We start from the raw sequence: 17542 nt of genomic DNA on the forward strand, positions 1-17542 counted from the left end.
TTTACAGTTCCTCTTTTAACCATGACGGTTGAGCAAACTCAAACGGTAAAGATTGCCAGTTGTTAAGTTGGTGACCTTGATTGATGAACCAAATACGGTTTTGTTGCGATTTTTCAGTTAATTGACTAAGTAAATTTAATACTCCTCGATCGGGTGATCGGTCGGTATCAATAGCGATTAATAATTTTTTAGCTGGGTTTATTTGAAGATAATCTAAAATTTGTTTGCGCTGTTCACGCGTATTTACAAAACCTAAAAAGGTAACAGATGCTGGCGGTGTCCAGCTTTCAGGAATATCTACCGCAACTAAAAAAATTCCTTCGCCATTGTTTATAAAATGTTTGGTTAAATCAATATTAAGATCTTGTTTATGCGTATCTTCATCTACAACGTGGATTGAAATCGGTTGTAAATCATTAGCCAAAATTTGATATTCAGGTAAATTTAAATTCAATTTTACTTTACGGCAACTGACTATCCAGTTAATACCGCAAATGATCATGCAAATAAAACGTACTGCTAATCCGTAAACAATAAACACGCCAAGTAACCAAATCGCCCACGCAGATCGAACTTCGCTAGCATTAAGTGCGCGTTCACTGTATCGAATAATCTCATCTTGCGGAATTGAAAACCCAAATATTGAAGGTAACAACCCTAGATAATGGGTCAGTTGTATAATTGCATCGGGGTTTAGTAGGGTTGATTTCCATTCAAAACTGTAATGTTGTGTCGAAAACAAAACCACCAGTACAACAAGAGCAAAACTTAATATGATTGTCCAAAAAAGATTAAGGACAAACCCAATTAGCCAGCGGATTTTACCCCCAAACAGTTGTACAAAAGCAGGAATCAGTTCTTGTATGGTCTTTTTTTGAGATAGCTTTTTAGCTAACCATAACCAACAATGGATAAGAATACTTCCGCCCATATTGGAAAAGAAAAAAAAGGAACAAACCCAGATTAAAAAGGTGATGAGGTGAACGCCTAATAAGCTGAAAAGTGCCCAGTATAAATTAACAGGGTTTTGATTGAGTGCGCTAAACGCTAATGTCACGCCTAAAAAAACGGAAAGTAACAGGAGCAGAACAAAAGAAATTTTTATCGCATGCAGTAATAGCGTTTGTGCAGTATAAAGTCCATTTTGCTTAGACAACATCACCGCTCGTAGGATAATTCGATCGGATAATGATGATTGTGTAGCCCTTGCCTTTCGATTGATGTCTTGATCGGCATATCGACCTGATTCATTTTCAATCAAGCGTATCGTTTCAGCAAGCCATAAAGATTTTAACTTTTCTCGCATTATACTTATCTTAAAATGAGATTAATGAAGCATAAAAGAAACGCGACTTAAGTCGCGTTGTGTAAGTTAAATATATTACTGTGCTATTTCACCAATTTTACTTAATAAAGTTTGAATACGTTGTTGCCAAACTTGTTGATCTTGTTTTAATTTTTCGTTTTCATCACGTAGTGCTTTCATTTCGTCTGAACTGTCATTAATCAACTGTTCTAATTCTTGATTTCCTTGTTTTAACGTTGCAATCTCTTGTTGTAATGTACTGATAGTATTCACAGTATGTTGGATTTTATTTTCCAATTGATTCAATATTTCTAATGACATATTTTTCCTCAGACTTTATTTACTTGGTGTATAATGTCTACTATTATAACGAATTCATTCTAAAATCAACACCTTTTTAAAATTTAAGTTGGAGAAAATTATGCGTAAACCTCTCGTGATGGGTAACTGGAAACTCAATGGTAGTATTGAAATGGCTAAAAACTTAGTTGCCGAACTAAGAAATGAGCTATCTACGGATGTCGAATGTGATGTTGCGATCGCTCCACCAGTCGTTTATTTAGATTTTGTTAAACACCAATTAGGTGGATCAAATATTCTTTTAGGCGCTCAAGATGTCGGAATTAATTTATCTGGCGCTTATACTGGTGAAGTATCTGTCAACATGCTAAAAGAAGTTGGGGTCACGCATATTATTATTGGTCATTCTGAACGTCGTACTTATCATAAAGAATCAGATGAATTTATCGCTAAAAAATTTGGAGTCATTAAAGAAGCAGGTTTAGTTCCTGTACTTTGTATTGGTGAAACCGAAGCCGAAAACGAAGCGGGTCAAACTCAAACTGTTTGTGCTCGTCAGATTGATGCGGTGATTAATGCATTAGGTGTCCAAGCTTTCAATGGCGCAGTTATTGCTTATGAACCTGTATGGGCAATTGGTACAGGCAAATCAGCGACGCCTGCACAAGCTCAAGCTGTTCATAAATTTATTCGTGACCATATTGCAAAACAAGATGCAAAAGTAGCTGAACAAGTCATTATTCAATACGGTGGTTCGGTCAATGATAAAAATGCCGCTGAGTTATTTACTCAACCAGATATTGATGGTGCATTAGTGGGTGGCGCATCATTAAAAGCAGATGCATTTGCAGCTATTATTAAAGCAGCGGAAAAAGCAAAGAATTAATTTTTTTAAAACTTAACAATAAGATAAAAGACGCCAGATTGGCGTCTTTCAATAGAAACTTAAATAATTTATTTATATTTAACTTTATTTGATTTTGAGTTATATCGAGAAGGCCAAATTTTTTCAGCAGGAACTTTTAAATATTCTGAAATAATATGTTCATACTTAGGACAATGACGATAAAGTGCGTTTCGTAGAGTATCAGCTTGCAAGCCACTCGCACGAGATAGACCTCTTAAATTTCCACCTCTAATTTTAATTTCGCCTACTACTCTTGATGGAGTCCAGTCTTGATCTTGTTCGCTCATTATGAGATCCTCTATAAGTTTATTTTTATTGCTATCCAAAAGATTATCGGTATACAACACTAGCATGGTGTAAATTCCAAGCAAAAGAATAACACATAAAAAAACGAATTAAAACAAGAAAAATAAAAAATAACGCAAAATGGATTATAAAAATGAAAGAAAGCAACATAAAAACAACTGAAGATCAAGAAAAAACACGAATCCTTAAGGAAACAGGTGTTATCGATTTTAAGCATCGACTTACCTTAGTTTTAGAGAGTTTATCGGGTAATGCCTTTGCCAAAAAAGTGGGAATGTCTGAAGCCGTTATTCGTGACTATTTATCTGGTAAAACTTACCCTTCTCTTAATAGATTAGCAATTATCGCACAAAAATGTGATATCCCTATTGAGTGGTTAGCAACAGGTAAAGGTGAGTGTCGGTTACTTCCCGATACTGAACGTCGTGGTTTTGTCTATATCCCTTTTTATAAATTAAATGAATTCGGTAATAATAAGTCACTTTTACAAATCGAGGCAATACCGTTTGATATCACATTGATTAAACATCAACTTTTTGATAATGATGACTTGCGAGCGGTTTGGGCTAAAGGTGATAGCATGGAGCCGACGATATCCAATCATGATATTTTGATTATAAATACTGCACATAGCAAACCGATTGATGGATATCTTTATGCCGTGCAATATGATGATCAGATAAGTATTAAACGCATCCAAAATCAGGGTTCTAACATTGCTTTGCTCTGTGATAATCAAAAATATCCGTCTATAACTGTAGACAAAAATGAACCTCAAGATTTTAAAATTATTGGTCATGTCGTTTATCTGTTAAAGGATCTTTATTAACAATATTGTGTATTGATTGTATTTTTTTATGGCATATAAAATATGTGGTTTTGTTGATTAATGTTGATAGAACCACTTATTAAGAAATTTAGGCACTCGTTTTTTTTCTTTAGATTTTAGAAAGATTACTGAGTAAAAAAACGTAAAAATGTTTAAGTATCCGTCTATGTTCCAGTAAAAAAAATGTTCTCAATCAGAATTCTTATTGGCATAAATTTATGCTTTTGGGGTCATTTATGCTAAAATTAGCCATTATTTTTTTATAGACAATGTTAGTTATTATGCCAAATATGAATACTTCCCCAAAAGTTGTCGTCGGTATGTCTGGTGGCGTTGATTCTTCTGTTTCTGCATATTTACTTCAGCAACAAGGTTATCAAGTTGTTGGTTTATTTATGAAGAACTGGGAAGAAGACGACACAGATGAATACTGTTCAGCGGCTGTTGACTTAGCCGATGCTCAAGCTGTTTGTGATAAACTCAATATTAAACTTTATACTATTAATTTTGCAGCCGAATATTGGGATAACGTATTTGAACATTTTTTATCAGAATATAAAGCAGGGCGAACCCCTAATCCCGATATTTTATGTAATAAAGAAATCAAATTTAAAGCATTTTTAGAGTATGCAGCGCAAGATCTTGGTGCCGATTATATTGCAACTGGTCATTATGTTCGTAAACGTACCACTGGCGATAAAGTCGAATTATTGCGAGGGGTAGATAATAATAAAGACCAAAGTTACTTTTTATATACGTTAAGCGAAGACCAAGTCAGACAAAGTCTGTTCCCTGTTGGGGAACTTGAAAAACCTCAAGTTCGTAAAATCGCTGAGCAGCTAGGATTAGCTACTGCATCTAAAAAAGACTCTACAGGAATTTGCTTTATTGGCGAACGAAAGTTTAGTGACTTTTTAGCTCGATATTTACCGGCTCAAGCTGGCGCAATTCGTACGGTGGACGGACAGGTTATCGGTAAACATCAGGGGCTTATGTATCATACTTTAGGACAACGTAAAGGGCTGGGAATTGGTGGATTAAAGCAAGCCGATGATACCCCATGGTATGTTGTGGATAAAGATATTAAAAATAATGAACTTATTGTTGCTCAAGGTCATGATCACCCTGCGCTATTTTCAGATGGTCTGATTGCACAACAACTACATTGGGTTGATAGAAAAGCTGTGACCAAACCTTTTACTTGTACGGTGAAAACGCGTTATCGTCAACAAGATATTCAATGCCAGGTCAATCCAATATCAGAAGACAAAATCGAAGTGATTTTTGCTAACCCTGTAGCGGCAGTCACTCCTGGACAATCTGCTGTGTTTTATCAAGACGAAGTGTGTCTAGGTGGCGGCATTATTGAGGAACGTATTATTCGAAGTAAGGAGAGTTCGAGTGACGAATAAGTATTACCATACTACTATTGCCCTTGCCGGTGTGATACAAAGTTCTGTTTTAGTTCCCCAGTTAGCCAATACTGGGGTCTGTAGCTCAACACTTTATGAGCAAACTATACATAGCCTTTTTATTACCTCACCACAAACTACCGAAGAAGTGTATGGTGGTATTCAGAATATTAAAACGGGTTTACAAACATTAGTTTATCTGTTTTCATCAGGGCAAAAAGAACAACTGGATGTTGTTCGCTATCTGTTAAGAACATTAAGTATTACCAGTAGATTAATAAAAAATAATGATGCATTAAATAATATTGACCAGCGTTTAACGCGTATTTCGGGATTGTATCCTATCATGAATGAAGAAACGATTAGTTCACATGTAGATGATCTGTCTTATTCGTTAGCCGGTATTTATTCCGATATTATTAGCCCATTAACCACTAAAATTAAAGTGATGGGTAAAATTGAGTATTTACAAAATTCTTTAGTTCAAGCAAAGGTGAGAACGTCGTTGTTGGGTTGTATTCGTTCTGCTATTTTATGGTACCAAGTAGGAGGAAGCCGTTTACAGCTATTTTTTCAACGAAAACGCTTAATAAAAACGGCTCAGGCGCTTTTGCAAGAAATTGAAAAAGCAAATTCACTTTAATTTTTTATTACTATTTTAACATCGTAACGGAGTTATCCCGATGGAATTATCTGCACTTACCGCCCTTTCGCCTATTGATGGTCGATATGGAGATAAAACGACAGAATTACGTACTATTTTTAGCGAATATGGTTTATTAAAATACCGTGTACAAGTCGAAGTTCGTTGGTTACAAAAATTAGCTTCACACCCCGAAATTATTGAAGTGCCTGCACTCAGCCAATCAGCCTTGGCGCATCTTAATCAAATTGTTGAACAGTTTAACGAAGATGATGCTAAACGTATTAAAGCGATCGAAAAAACAACCAATCACGATGTTAAAGCGGTTGAGTATTTTCTTAAAGAAAAAGTGAAAACGAATGAAGAGTTGCATGCCGTCAATGAGTTTATTCATTTTGCATGTACATCCGAAGATATCAATAATTTATCATATGCTTTAATGTTAAAAACGGCGAAAGAAAGTGTTTTAATCCCGTATTGGAAAAAAGTAATTGATAAAATTACTGATCAGGCTAAAGCGTATCGTGATTTACCTTTACTTTCCAGAACTCATGGTCAACCAGCTACTCCATCAACGATTGGTAAAGAATTTGCTAATGTTGCTTATCGCTTACAGCGTCAATTAAAACAGCTACAATCGGTAGAAATACTGGGTAAAATCAATGGGGCTACCGGTAACTATAATGCGCATATTGTGGCTTATCCTCATATTGACTGGCATCAATTTAGTGAAGAGTTTGTCTGTTCTTTGGGTTTACAATGGAATCCATTTACAACTCAAATCGAACCGCATGATTATATTGCCGAGTTTTTTGATTGTGTTGCTCGGTTTAATACCATTATGATCGACTTTAATCGTGATATTTGGGGTTATATTTCACTAAATCACTTTAAACAAAAAACGGTAGCTGGCGAAATCGGATCGTCAACCATGCCACACAAAGTCAATCCAATCGATTTTGAAAACTCTGAAGGCAACCTTGGCATAGCTAATGCCATTATGAATCATTTAGGTAGCAAATTGCCAATTTCCCGTTTTCAACGTGATTTAACAGATTCAACCGTTTTACGTAATCTTGGTGTAGGTATTGGTTATGCAATCATTGCTTATCAATCAACCTTAAAAGGATTAAGCAAACTTGAAGTGAATCAAGAGTACTTGTTGGATGAGCTCAATCGTAACTGGGAAGTCTTAGCTGAACCCATTCAAACAGTGATGCGACGTTATGGTATTGAAAAGCCTTACGAGAAACTAAAAGAATTGACGCGAGGAAAACGTGTCGATGCCGAAGGAATGAAGCAGTTTATTGATTCGTTAGATTTACCAGAAAATGAAAAATCACGTTTGAAACAGTTAACACCAGCCAACTATATTGGTTACGCATCAACGTTTATTGATAAACTTTGATTATCTTTTGTTGGTTAATAATCTGAAACATCATTAAATAATGTTTCAGATTATATTGAATCACAATACATGATTGAATGATGTCAATTTGTGATTAAATAACAAACGGTTATTCTTATTCACCTTTAAGACATCAATAATAAAATAACATTAAAAGTATTTATAGGAACATCCATTGAAAATCCGCATTGCAACAAGGAAAAGCCCTTTAGCTCTTTGGCAAGCTAACTATGTTAAACAGCAGCTATTAGCCATTCACCCTGATTTGTCTGTAGAGCTTATCCCTATGGTGACAAAAGGTGATATATTACTTGATAGCCCATTATCAAAAATAGGTGGCAAAGGATTATTTGTTAAACAATTGGAAGAAGCCATTTTAAATAATGAAGCTGATATTGCAGTGCATTCTATAAAAGATATTCCCGTGCATTTTCCCGATGGACTCACACTTGCAACAATCTGCAAACGGGATGATGTCCGAGATGCATTTATTTCAAATCGCTACGAAAATTTATCACAGTTACCTTCTGGTGCAGTGGTTGGTACTTCAAGTTTACGACGACAATGTCAATTACGTGCGCTTTACCCACATTTGCATATTAAAGATTTGCGAGGCAACATTGGTACCCGTTTAGCAAAATTAGACAATCAAGAATATGATGCAATTATTTTAGCCGCTGTAGGATTAAAACGTTTATCATTGCAAGACCGTATTAAACAATATATTGATACTGATGTAATCTTACCTGCTGTCGGTCAAGGGGCAATTGGTATTGAAACACGTGCTAATGATAAGCAAATTTTAGCTTTACTGGCCCCTTTAGATGACCAACATAGTCGAATTTGCATACAAGCTGAAAGAGCAATGAATCAACAATTGCAAGGTGGTTGCCAAGTTCCTATTGCTTGTTATAGCCAAATTTTGGATGACAAGCTATTTTTAAAGGGTTTAGTTGGCAAAACAGATGGTTCTACAATAATCAAAGTCCCTTTGTCCGGTAGCATTACTCAAGCAGAGCAGTTAGGACGAGATGTCGCTAATAAATTGTTAATGCTTGGTGCTAAAGCAATTTTAGAGGAATTGAATAGCGAATGATTTTCGTCACCCGCCCTTCACCGCAAGGTGAAGCATTGACTAAATTATTAAATCAAGCCAATTTACAGGCTACCCATCTTCCTTTATTTAGGATTTCAGCAGGTAAGGATCTGCTGAATTTACAATATAATTTAAACCAGTTGTTACCAAATGATATTGTTATTGCAGTGTCGCCACAAGTCGCAAATGTTATTACCACATTTAATCCGCATCTTAATTTTCCTAAACATTTACAGTATTTTGCCATAGGAAATAAAACGGCGGAACTGATTCGTCAATTAGTCCATAAATCGGTAAGTTTTCCAAAACAAGAAAATAGTGAAGGATTACTTGCCTTCTTTGATGCTGATATGGTGAAAAACCGAAGAGTTTTAATTTTACGCGGTGATTCAGGAAGACAGCTAATTGCCGATACATTAAGTGCCAAACAAGCCCAAGTCAAACTGGTAGAGTGTTATTCTCGTCATGCTATATCCTATCCGTTGGACATACTGAGTAATTCCATTGAGCATCAGCTCGTTATCATTACCAGTATAGAACATTTACATCAACTTGAGTTGTATTGCCAAACAGAACATAAAAAACAAGCTTGTTTAGTGGTGACCAGTCTAAGAATTTTTGAGGAAGCTAAGCGCCTAAACTGGCAAAATATTGTTTTAGCCAAAAGCGCAAATAATCAAATTTTATTTAAAACAATGATAAGTCTATGTCATAATAATATCAATTATATAAAATCATCTAAATGAGGTTTTTATGCCGATTCGATTTTATGGAGCTAATGCAACCAGTTCAACGATTAGTACCACCTCATTTAGTAAACCTTTTACAACCGATGCACTAACACAAGTGAACAATATTATGAAAGAAGAAAAAAATACGATGACGACAAATTCAAGTCTAACAACAGAAAAAAAATCGACTTCTTCATCCAGCAAAAATAATGTCAATAAAACACCCATTTCAAAACTATCGCTTGTAGCTATTGCTTTAACTTTAGGCTTAGGTGGCTTTGTTTTTTATCACGGCCATGAACAAATTGAAAAACAAAATAGCACTATTTCAATGCTCGAAATGGAAATAGCCAATTTAAAACAAACTACCAAGCAGAGTATTGTTAAGGATTTAGAAAGTAATATTAATGATGCAGTAACCAAACAAGACCAGCAGTTTTCTTCGCTTGAAGAGCGTGTTACTAATCAGTTAAATGAGCAACAAAAGTTACAACGACAGTTAACCAATCAAATTAATGACACAATTAGGTTAAATGAACAAAATCTTCATAACTTTAACGAACGATTATCAGCAATGTCGAGCACTGATAATAATGTTTGGCTGATATCGCAAGCTAACTATTTAGTCCATTTAGCCGCTCGAAAAATCTGGAGTGATCAAGATTATACCACTGCCCGTTTGTTGTTAAGAAATGCAGATGAAAGTTTAGCACAAACAAATGATCCCAGTTTATTGCCTGCCAGACAAGCCATTAATAAAGATATCAGTTCGCTTTCTGAATTGAGTTTTATCGATTCTGACGGTATTGTTTTGAATTTAATTAGTCTTTCGGATTCGTTGACCGATCTTCCTTTGGTTGAGAATTATAATGATATTGATCTTGGCTTAACGCAGTATAATGATGCTTTGCCAGTTGATGATTCTCACAGCGCATCTTCAGATGCTGATTCAGAAAATAAAATTGACCCAACTAAAAGTTCCGACAATGTGGTCACTTCGTCAATTTCTGATTGGTCGCATAATTTATGGGCAAACATTGATTCTTTTATGCAAAAATTTATTACCATTGAAAAATTGGATAAAAATGATAATAACTTTGCGACATGTTTGTCACAAGCAGGAAAAGATGAAAAGCAGATCGTTAGATGCCATATTTTAAGTACCCCACTAAATTTAGAACAATCACTGTATCTTCGTGAAAATATTCGTTTCCGTCTGTTAATAGCCGCACAAGCTGTACCTCGACATCAAGAGTTGATTTATCAGCGTTCGCTTAATGATGTTGCTGTTTGGGTTAATGCCTATTTTGATAATAATTCGCCAAGTGTTAAAGCCTTCCTAAGTGATCTTGATAATTTGCAAAATCAAACAATTAGTAATAAAAGTGTTCCTGACAGATTAGCTAGCTTAAGTGAACTTGAGAAGTTAATGCAAACTCGTGTTCGTTCTATGTTGGCTAAATAGGAGAATAATAATGATTAAAATAGTAGTTATTTTCTTAGCATTAGTTGGGGGATTCTTTTTAGGGCCTTTATTGCAATTCAATCAAGGTTCAGCTGTATTTATCATCGCCAATTATAAAATTAGCATGTCCTTCAATTCTTTTGTTATTTTATTATTGTTGGCGCTTTTTTGTCTTTATTTGATTGATCGATTATTTAAAAAAATCTTCAATTCTAAAACAGCTTTCGGTAATTGGCTTCGTTTAAAATCGCCGCATAAAGCAAAAAAATTAATTGAACAAGCACAATTTTTATTACTTGAAGGTAACTATCAACAAGCTGCTAAACTTTTCATGAAAAGTGCTAAGGGGGCAACCAATATAACATTATCTTATTTATTAGCGGCACAAGCGAATATTGATAATGATCAGTTGATTCAAGCCAACCAAATGCTCGAAGCAGCAGCTGCGACTTGCCAACCTAGCGAAAAATTTGCTTTCCAATTGGTTCAAGTTCGCTTACAGCTTAAGAATCATGAATATGATAGTGCTCATACTATTATTGAAAGTTTGTTAAATGAAAAGCCACGTAATGCCGAAGTATTAAGGCTTGCAGATCAACTTTATTATGAAATGGGTAATTATCAAGCTGTTATTGATTTATTACCTATTATGTATAAAGTAAAAACATATAGTGATTCTCAATTAGATCAGTTTAAACAAGCTGCTTATATTGCTCGAATCAAACAGTTATCAACCGATAATGATCCGCTCGCATTAATTAAATGGTGGAAATCACAGCCAAAAGCAATACTTAATAATACTGCGTATCAAAAAGCAATGGCTAACTACCTTAAACAACTTGGCCAAACTGTCGAAGCAGATAAATTGCTGGAATCAGTGGCTAAAATTAAAGATCAAGAAAGAACGTAAAAACAGGGCGACAAGCCCTGTTTTTTTAGGTATAAAATATTTTGTATTATAAAAAATATCGAATCAACGCCATAAAGCACATCCCTGTCACAACAATGCACATCAGATTTTTCGTCAATAAAGCCACTAAAATAGTGGGAAGACTAGCTAAACAGTATTCGATCTTAAAATCAGGAAAATGCCCTTGTTTTGCAATAAATAGGTTTTGTACAAAAAGTGCCGTTAAGATACAAAGTGGAACATACGATAAAAATCGAATCACAATATCAGGCAAATGTAACTTTCTAACAAGTATAAAAGGAATAATTCGAGGTAACCATGTTACCAATCCACATCCTATAATGATGAGTAAACTATAAGTAGTCATACTTTACGCTCCATCGCTATTCCCATAAAACATCCAGCAAATGTGCTAATTAATATTGCCATTTCAGGGGATACAAATCGCATTAAGATGATCAGCAGTACTGAAACAGTGAGCATAACAAGAATCTTGTTATACATACTTTTTGTTTTGTCACCTATCAACTGTAAATATAGTAAACCGATAAACATAGCCACTAAAGCATAATCCAGACCAAACATAGTGGGATCGGGTAACCACTCACCGATTAAAGCACCTATTAAGCAGGATAATATCCAAGCAATATAAGCGGTGACATTCAGTCCATGCATCCATACGGCGTTGACAGGTTTATGATTGGCAATTGCATTCATGGCCACTGCAAAACTCTCATCTGTGAGCAAACTACCAATACCAATATTATCCAGTAATGAAAAACGGCGAAAAGAAGGCGCAGTAGCCATGCTCATTAAAAAATGGCGGGAATTAACCAGAAAAACAGTAAAAATAATGGCTGAAATGGGTGTAGCAACTAACATTAACCCAGCTATGATAAATTGAGCCGCTCCAGCATAAACAATCACAGCAAGTAGAGTTACTTCTAAAATCGTTAAATTTGCCGATTTTCCTACAACGCCAGCAGCAATACCTATACCAACGTAGCCTAATAACGTTGGAATACAAGCATAAACACCATCTTTAAATGTGAGTGACATAACGCATTCTCTTGATAAAAACTTCATCATAATTATTAACACGGTACTGTCAAACAATAAATGATTAATCTTAAAATTTATTTTAAATGAAATGATTGACCAGTTTGTTATGCGTTTTCAGTCTAGGCAAAATATTCACTTATTTTAACAAGGATCATATTAACGTAATTACACTCAGTAATGTAGTTTGATCAGGTTAATAGTAATTATTAAGATAAATAGTTCGACTATGCACCACTCCGCCTGTAAATTTGTTATAATCCTTTAAATTGTTTTTTAAGATAATCAAAATCGATTTTATATGAAAAATAACATATCAAACCAGTATACGGGTACACTTTTTATTATTTCGGCTCCGAGTGGAGCAGGAAAGTCAAGTTTGATTCGGGCTTATTTAGAGCAAAAAAATCAGTATCCGGCAAAAGTTTCAATTTCGCATACCACCCGAGCGCCAAGACCAGGCGAAGAACATGGTGAAGATTATTATTTTGTGGATCATGACCATTTTGAGTCATTGATTAGTCAACAGGCATTTGTCGAATATGCAAACGTATTTGATCACTATTATGGTACTTCGAAAGCAGAAATTGAGCAGAGCTTATTACAAGGAGTTAACGTATTTTTAGATATTGATTGGCAAGGTGCACAGCAAGTTAGAGAAAAAATGCCACAATCCAAAAGTATTTTTATCTTACCGCCCTCGTTAGCAGAACTTGAACATCGTCTTATTAAGCGAGGACAAGATACCGAACAAGTTATTCGTAAAAGAATGGCAAAAGCACAAGCTGAAATTTCACATTATCATGAATATGACTATGTGATTATTAATGATGATTTTAACACTTCATTAAACGCCCTTAATTCTATCATTATTGCAGCAAGTTTAGAGCGTGATAAACAAGAAGTCATTCATCAATCATTTTTCACAAAACTTTTAACGCACAATAATTATTAATCATGCTGATATAGTTGAGTACTAATCATTTGATACTTATTTAATACACATATCGCCGATGTTATCGGCGATATATAAAAGCGTTAGCGTTAATTACCTAGTCCTTGATCAGCCTGATCATTCTGAATAAGTTCTATCTTATAACCGTCGGGATCTTCAACAAAGGCAATAATGGTCGTTCCACCTTTCACGGGACCAGCTTCACGGGTTACGTTACCACCAGCAAGTTTAACGTCTTCACACATTTTGGCTACATCATCAACACCAATAGCAATATGACCAAATGCATTACCATGGTCATACTCTTGCGTTCCCCAGTTATACGTTAGCTCAATAACGGAACTGACAGATTCATCATCATAACCGACGAAAGCTAACGAATATTTGTATTCTGTATTTTCACTTGTTCTTAATACTTTCATTCCCATAACTTGAGTATAAAAATCAATAGAACGTTGTAAGTCTCCTACACGTATCATCGTATGTAAAATGCGCATTGCTAAAATATTCCTTTTTATTAGTGAAATTAATATTGAGTTTATATGTTCATATTTAGTGACGCAAATTTTTTTGATGTCATAGCAGGCAAAACATTATCAACCGAGTGATAAAACGTTTAGTAGTTTAGATGAAGTAGAGTATGAAATCGCTTTCATATAAAATAGATAGAAAGACTTTTATTTATACAAGGTATAAACAAAAGTCTTGGAATGTAAACTAATAATAAATGGGTTAGTAACTTTTAATGACAACTATTGTGTTGAAGTAGTATAACGAGGAGAAGCACTTATCTGCCTTCCATTACTCACTAATCTAACTTGTTGACCAACATAAAACTCTTTGGTTGTGCCTTTTTGCACAATCACAATATTTGCACCATTTGCTTGCTTAATTTCTAATTCAACCGCATTTGATTGGCTTGCTTTATCCTCGATTGTGTTACCAATTAACGCACCACCAATCGCACCTGTTGCAACGGCTAAAGCTCTACCGGCTCCATCACCAATGGTGTTACCAAGTACACCACCAATCACAGCACCACCTAATGAACCTACCACATTTTCACTTCGTCCATTAGATGCATTTGTTTGAATTTTAACTGGTCTTACTGAAACAACAGTGCCATAACTTACTTGTTGAACTTGTTTCGCTTGATCGGTTGTATAAACATCGCCAGAATAGATATCACTATTACTACATCCCGAAAGGATAGCAACTATGATACTTGTTAAAACAATTTTTTTCATATTTGATTCCCCATATATATTATTGAAGTTATACTTTTTTTGTCAGATTAAGCATAATATTCTTTTACAATAACAACAATATCTTTTTCATTATTTTATCAATAGATAATACAATTTACATTTAAGTTGGAGTATACTCAAGTTAATAGTTTATATGACATACAATAAGTATATGAAACGGTTATTTTTTCAATTATTATTATCAGTTATGATATCGGCCTGTCATAATTCATATCAACAACAAAAAAATGACGTAATAACAAACATTAAGCCGCAAGATGAGGTTCATAATGATTGTTTAAATAATAGCGTAACACAAAACTTACATAAAATTGACAATATTGCTGTACAAGGGTGTCCAGTAAGATAATCTAATAGGCATAATTAACATAATGAAAACTATCGAAATTGACGACGAATTATATAAATTTATTGCAGGACAAACAAAACACATCGGTGAAGATGCATCAAGTATATTGCGACGTTTGTTAAAAATAGAAGCGGATCCTGTTAACTCAAACGCCAAAGTTCATTTAGAAAGTCATTACTCGATGTTCAATGATTTGTTAACCAGCGATACCTTTACGAATGAAAAATCGATTATCAGTCGTTTTTTATTATTACTCGCTGCGCTTTATAACTATAATCCAGCACTTTTTGCCATTGCGGCGACATCGCTTCATGGTAGTAAACGCCAATATCTAGCCAAAGATAAAAAATCTTTAGAGATTTCGGGTAAAAATACTAAACCTCGTGAAATTATTGGCACACCTTATTGGGTAATCAGTAATACCAATACGGCAAGAAAAATTTATATCATTGAATCAATCATGAGCGACATGGGGATTTCAGAAAATACGATTAACCAAATTAAAGATGTGTTTTCAACATCAGTGAAATAAAATTTCTGTAGTCACATATTAATCAGAAAAGCGCTGTAACCATTATCAAATGATTAAAAATTATGTAGAGGAGCGAAAAATGGCAAACCATAGCCGAGCGGGATTATTAGCTAAACCTTCTGATCTAATCAATGTGGAAACCTTACAAGATAACTATTTTCGAATTAAACCCGATACCGATAATATTAGCCAATTGGTGATTTTCGGCACTTCAGGACATCGAGGTAGTTCAAATAAAGGCACATTCAATGAAGCCCATATACTCGCTATCGCTCAAGCTATTGCCGAATACCGTAAATCCCATGGTATCACTGGTCCTTGTTTTATTGGTCAAGATACGCATGCTTTATCTGAATTAGCGCTCAAATCAGTGCTTGAAGTGTTCGTTGCTAACGAACAGACTGTTGTTATTGCACATGATTGGGGATATACCCCTACTCCAGTTATTTCACATGCAATTTTAACGTATAATCAAGATAAAAAATCACAGCTTGCTGATGGTATTGTCATTACTCCTTCCCATAATCCCCCAGAAGATGGTGGAATTAAATATAATCCAACAAATGGTGGCCCTGCTGATACTGACATCACTAAACAAATCGAACATCGAGCAAATGAACTCCTTAAACAGCAATTAGACGGTGTGAAAAGGGTCTCATTAGACAAAGCCACTCATTCACAATTTATTCATACCAAAGAATATGAGACTGATTATATTAACGATCTGGAAAACATTGTTGATCTTGCATTGATTAAATCTTCATCGCTTAAAATAGGCGTTGATCCATTAGGTGGCGCAGGTATTACCTATTGGCCTCGAATTGCTGAAAAGTATGGTCTGAATCTTGATATTGTAAATAACAAAATTGATCCTACCTTTAGTTTTATGCATTTAGATCACGACGAAGTGATCAGAATGGATTGTTCCAGCCGCTGGGCAATGGATGGGTTGTTAAATTTAAAAGACAAGTTTGATCTAGCATTCGGTAATGACACCGATTTTGATCGCCATGGGATCGTTACGCCAAAAGGATTAATGAACCCAAACGCTTATCTTTCAGCTTGTGTAAATTATTTATTTCAGCACCGTCCAGAGTGGCATAAAGATGTTGCCATTGGCAAAACAGTGGTGACAAGTTCAATGATAGATCGCGTTGCAAACAGTCTAAACCGAAAATTTTTAGAATACCCTGTCGGTTTTAAATGGTATGCCCAAGGACTTTATGATGGTCAATTAGGTTTTGCCGGTGAAGAAAGTGCAGGCGCATCATTTTTACGAACGAATGGTAAAGTTTGGTCAACCGATAAAGATGGGATTATTTTATGTCTACTGGCAGCAGAAATGACTGCCAAAATAGGCAAAAACCCTCAAGAACAATATCAACAACTTGAGGATAAATTTGGCGTTTCTTATTATGGCAGAATCCAGGCACCCGCATCATTTGCTGAAAAACAAAAACTAGCCAAACTTGATGCAAGCCAACTGACAACCGATCAACTTGCGGGTGAAAAAATTACCCAATGTTTAACCTCTGCGCCAGCTAATCATGCCCCAATTGGTGGATTGAAAGTTATCACTGAAAATGGCTGGTTTGCAGCCCGACCTTCTGGCACTGAAGATGCGTATAAAATTTATGCGGAAAGTTTTATCAGCAATCAGCATTTAGCTTTACTTCAAGAAGAAGCACAACAAATTGTTGCTAATGCCATTAAGTAATTGAAACAAAAAAGCCGACGTTATGTCGGCTTTTAATTATGAATGTACGAAAAAGATTTTTATTGTTTTATTTTTTAGGTAGTTGTATATAGCTTGAGAAATATGCTTAATACACCTTCATTGTGAACATTTGACGGTTAATTTTTTCGTAGTCATTTTACTTTATTTATATTTGTTAATTTCAAGTGATTTAAGTCTAAATTTGAAAAATCTACAACAACAATAACAAGGTCTAAACCACAATTGAGTGACCAAATAATTTATAAATTAAAATTAACTTTATCAACTTAATCAATGTAGTTAATGATACTTGGTTTACTGTCTATGTAAGAAAAATTGGATAGATGTC

The 17542-nt window shown here is 34.9% G+C and carries 19 protein-coding genes; 12 read left to right on the forward strand and 7 right to left on the reverse strand.

The features are described from left to right. Position 1: 1 nt before the first annotated feature. Both J3U14_RS06625 and zapB read right to left on the reverse strand, forming a co-directional pair. Entirely contained in the window at positions 2 to 1306 is a 1305-nt protein-coding gene (locus J3U14_RS06625) for a DUF2868 domain-containing protein (protein WP_267352566.1), read from the reverse strand. Positions 1307 to 1381: 75 nt separating this feature from the next. Then, positions 1382 to 1627 carry a cell division protein ZapB gene (zapB, locus tag J3U14_RS06630; protein ID WP_267352565.1) on the reverse strand — a complete coding sequence of 82 codons (246 nt, stop codon included), beginning with the start codon at positions 1625 to 1627 and terminating at the stop codon, positions 1382 to 1384. Between the two features lie 100 nt (positions 1628 to 1727). On the opposite strand from zapB, the gene tpiA reads away from it, so the two are divergent. Further along, positions 1728 to 2492 (forward strand): triose-phosphate isomerase, encoded by a 765-nt coding sequence (tpiA, locus tag J3U14_RS06635; RefSeq protein ID WP_267352564.1) that lies wholly within the window; start codon positions 1728 to 1730, stop codon positions 2490 to 2492. A gap of 68 nt (positions 2493 to 2560) precedes the next feature. Here tpiA and J3U14_RS06640 read toward each other — a convergent pair whose 3' ends face one another. Beyond that, entirely contained in the window at positions 2561 to 2800 is a 240-nt protein-coding gene (locus tag J3U14_RS06640; RefSeq protein ID WP_267352563.1) for a helix-turn-helix domain-containing protein, read from the reverse strand. Between the two features lie 152 nt (positions 2801 to 2952). Between J3U14_RS06640 and J3U14_RS06645 the strand changes: the two genes are divergently transcribed. The 8 genes from J3U14_RS06645 to J3U14_RS06680 all read left to right on the forward strand — a co-directional run bounded on the left by J3U14_RS06645 (position 2953) and on the right by J3U14_RS06680 (position 11313). Continuing rightward, complete coding sequence (locus tag J3U14_RS06645; protein WP_267352562.1) at positions 2953 to 3648, forward strand: LexA family transcriptional regulator; 696 nt, start codon at positions 2953 to 2955, stop codon at positions 3646 to 3648. A gap of 290 nt (positions 3649 to 3938) precedes the next feature. Beyond that, positions 3939 to 5060: a tRNA 2-thiouridine(34) synthase MnmA gene (mnmA, locus tag J3U14_RS06650; protein ID WP_267352561.1), complete on the forward strand. Its 1122-nt coding sequence runs from the start codon at positions 3939 to 3941 to the stop codon at positions 5058 to 5060. Beyond that, a complete protein-coding gene (gene hflD, locus J3U14_RS06655; RefSeq protein WP_267352560.1) occupies positions 5050 to 5703 on the forward strand; it encodes a high frequency lysogenization protein HflD in 654 nt (217 codons plus the stop codon). Before mnmA ends, hflD begins: the two co-directional genes overlap by 11 nt. A gap of 40 nt (positions 5704 to 5743) precedes the next feature. Then, positions 5744 to 7111 carry an adenylosuccinate lyase gene (gene purB / locus J3U14_RS06660; protein WP_267352559.1) on the forward strand — a complete coding sequence of 456 codons (1368 nt, stop codon included), beginning with the start codon at positions 5744 to 5746 and terminating at the stop codon, positions 7109 to 7111. Positions 7112 to 7286: 175 nt separating this feature from the next. After that, on the forward strand, positions 7287 to 8207 hold the full coding sequence (hemC, locus tag J3U14_RS06665) for a hydroxymethylbilane synthase (protein ID WP_267352558.1): 921 nt from the start codon (positions 7287 to 7289) through the stop codon (positions 8205 to 8207). Then, positions 8204 to 8953, forward strand: coding sequence for a uroporphyrinogen-III synthase (locus tag J3U14_RS06670; RefSeq protein WP_267352557.1), 750 nt, complete (start codon positions 8204 to 8206; stop codon positions 8951 to 8953). Before hemC ends, J3U14_RS06670 begins: the two co-directional genes overlap by 4 nt. A 7-nt stretch (positions 8954 to 8960) precedes the next feature. Next, positions 8961 to 10403 (forward strand): uroporphyrinogen-III C-methyltransferase, encoded by a 1443-nt coding sequence (locus J3U14_RS06675; RefSeq protein WP_267352556.1) that lies wholly within the window; start codon positions 8961 to 8963, stop codon positions 10401 to 10403. A 10-nt stretch (positions 10404 to 10413) separates the two neighbouring features. After that, positions 10414 to 11313 (forward strand): heme biosynthesis HemY N-terminal domain-containing protein, encoded by a 900-nt coding sequence (locus J3U14_RS06680; protein ID WP_267352555.1) that lies wholly within the window; start codon positions 10414 to 10416, stop codon positions 11311 to 11313. 46 nt (positions 11314 to 11359) lie between these two features. Here the strand turns inward: J3U14_RS06680 and J3U14_RS06685 are convergent, their stop codons facing one another. Together J3U14_RS06685 and J3U14_RS06690 are read right to left on the reverse strand one after the other, a co-directional pair. Beyond that, positions 11360 to 11680, reverse strand: a complete 321-nt coding sequence (locus J3U14_RS06685) for an AzlD domain-containing protein (RefSeq protein WP_267352554.1) — start codon at positions 11678 to 11680, stop codon at positions 11360 to 11362. Further along, positions 11677 to 12372: an AzlC family ABC transporter permease gene (locus tag J3U14_RS06690; RefSeq protein WP_267352553.1), complete on the reverse strand. Its 696-nt coding sequence runs from the start codon at positions 12370 to 12372 to the stop codon at positions 11677 to 11679. The genes J3U14_RS06685 and J3U14_RS06690 overlap by 4 nt, the downstream gene beginning before the upstream one ends. A 301-nt stretch (positions 12373 to 12673) precedes the next feature. On the opposite strand from J3U14_RS06690, the gene gmk reads away from it, so the two are divergent. Next, a complete protein-coding gene (gmk, locus tag J3U14_RS06695) occupies positions 12674 to 13327 on the forward strand; it encodes a guanylate kinase (protein WP_267352552.1) in 654 nt (217 codons plus the stop codon). Positions 13328 to 13416: 89 nt separating this feature from the next. On the opposite strand, the gene gloA is transcribed toward gmk, so the two are convergent. Continuing rightward, positions 13417 to 13824, reverse strand: a complete 408-nt coding sequence (gene gloA, locus J3U14_RS06700) for a lactoylglutathione lyase (RefSeq protein ID WP_267352551.1) — start codon at positions 13822 to 13824, stop codon at positions 13417 to 13419. Positions 13825 to 14079: 255 nt separating this feature from the next. Continuing rightward, positions 14080 to 14574, reverse strand: a complete 495-nt coding sequence (locus tag J3U14_RS06705) for a glycine zipper 2TM domain-containing protein (RefSeq protein WP_267352550.1) — start codon at positions 14572 to 14574, stop codon at positions 14080 to 14082. Positions 14575 to 14966: 392 nt separating this feature from the next. Here J3U14_RS06705 and J3U14_RS06710 point away from each other — a divergent pair, with 392 nt between their 5' ends. Next, positions 14967 to 15476 (forward strand): hypothetical protein, encoded by a 510-nt coding sequence (locus J3U14_RS06710; RefSeq protein WP_065559380.1) that lies wholly within the window; start codon positions 14967 to 14969, stop codon positions 15474 to 15476. A gap of 79 nt (positions 15477 to 15555) precedes the next feature. After that, the gene (gene pgm / locus J3U14_RS06715; protein ID WP_267352549.1) at positions 15556 to 17193 is read left to right on the forward strand and encodes a phosphoglucomutase (alpha-D-glucose-1,6-bisphosphate-dependent); all 1638 of its coding nucleotides are present in this window, start codon (positions 15556 to 15558) and stop codon (positions 17191 to 17193) included. Positions 17194 to 17542: the final 349 nt, after the last annotated feature.

This window comes from Gilliamella sp. B3801, assembly GCF_026536645.1.
In the GTDB taxonomy this organism is placed as follows: Bacteria; Pseudomonadota; Gammaproteobacteria; order Enterobacterales; family Orbaceae; genus Gilliamella; species Gilliamella apicola_I.

Coding starts and splice junctions, on each gene's coding strand:
- J3U14_RS06625 (WP_267352566.1), bottom strand. CDS start 1,306: ATGCGAGAAAAGTTAAAATCTTTATGGCTTGCTGAAACGATACGCTTG.
- J3U14_RS06690 (WP_267352553.1), bottom strand. CDS start 12,372: ATGTCACTCACATTTAAAGATGGTGTTTATGCTTGTATTCCAACGTTA.
- zapB (WP_267352565.1), bottom strand. CDS start 1,627: ATGTCATTAGAAATATTGAATCAATTGGAAAATAAAATCCAACATACT.
- gmk (WP_267352552.1), top strand. CDS start 12,674: ATGAAAAATAACATATCAAACCAGTATACGGGTACACTTTTTATTATT.
- J3U14_RS06710 (WP_065559380.1), top strand. CDS start 14,967: ATGAAAACTATCGAAATTGACGACGAATTATATAAATTTATTGCAGGA.
- mnmA (WP_267352561.1), top strand. CDS start 3,939: ATGAATACTTCCCCAAAAGTTGTCGTCGGTATGTCTGGTGGCGTTGAT.
- J3U14_RS06680 (WP_267352555.1), top strand. CDS start 10,414: ATGATTAAAATAGTAGTTATTTTCTTAGCATTAGTTGGGGGATTCTTT.
- J3U14_RS06645 (WP_267352562.1), top strand. CDS start 2,953: ATGAAAGAAAGCAACATAAAAACAACTGAAGATCAAGAAAAAACACGA.
- tpiA (WP_267352564.1), top strand. CDS start 1,728: ATGCGTAAACCTCTCGTGATGGGTAACTGGAAACTCAATGGTAGTATT.
- J3U14_RS06675 (WP_267352556.1), top strand. CDS start 8,961: ATGCCGATTCGATTTTATGGAGCTAATGCAACCAGTTCAACGATTAGT.
- purB (WP_267352559.1), top strand. CDS start 5,744: ATGGAATTATCTGCACTTACCGCCCTTTCGCCTATTGATGGTCGATAT.
- pgm (WP_267352549.1), top strand. CDS start 15,556: ATGGCAAACCATAGCCGAGCGGGATTATTAGCTAAACCTTCTGATCTA.
- J3U14_RS06670 (WP_267352557.1), top strand. CDS start 8,204: ATGATTTTCGTCACCCGCCCTTCACCGCAAGGTGAAGCATTGACTAAA.
- J3U14_RS06640 (WP_267352563.1), bottom strand. CDS start 2,800: ATGAGCGAACAAGATCAAGACTGGACTCCATCAAGAGTAGTAGGCGAA.
- J3U14_RS06705 (WP_267352550.1), bottom strand. CDS start 14,574: ATGAAAAAAATTGTTTTAACAAGTATCATAGTTGCTATCCTTTCGGGA.
- J3U14_RS06685 (WP_267352554.1), bottom strand. CDS start 11,680: ATGACTACTTATAGTTTACTCATCATTATAGGATGTGGATTGGTAACA.
- gloA (WP_267352551.1), bottom strand. CDS start 13,824: ATGCGCATTTTACATACGATGATACGTGTAGGAGACTTACAACGTTCT.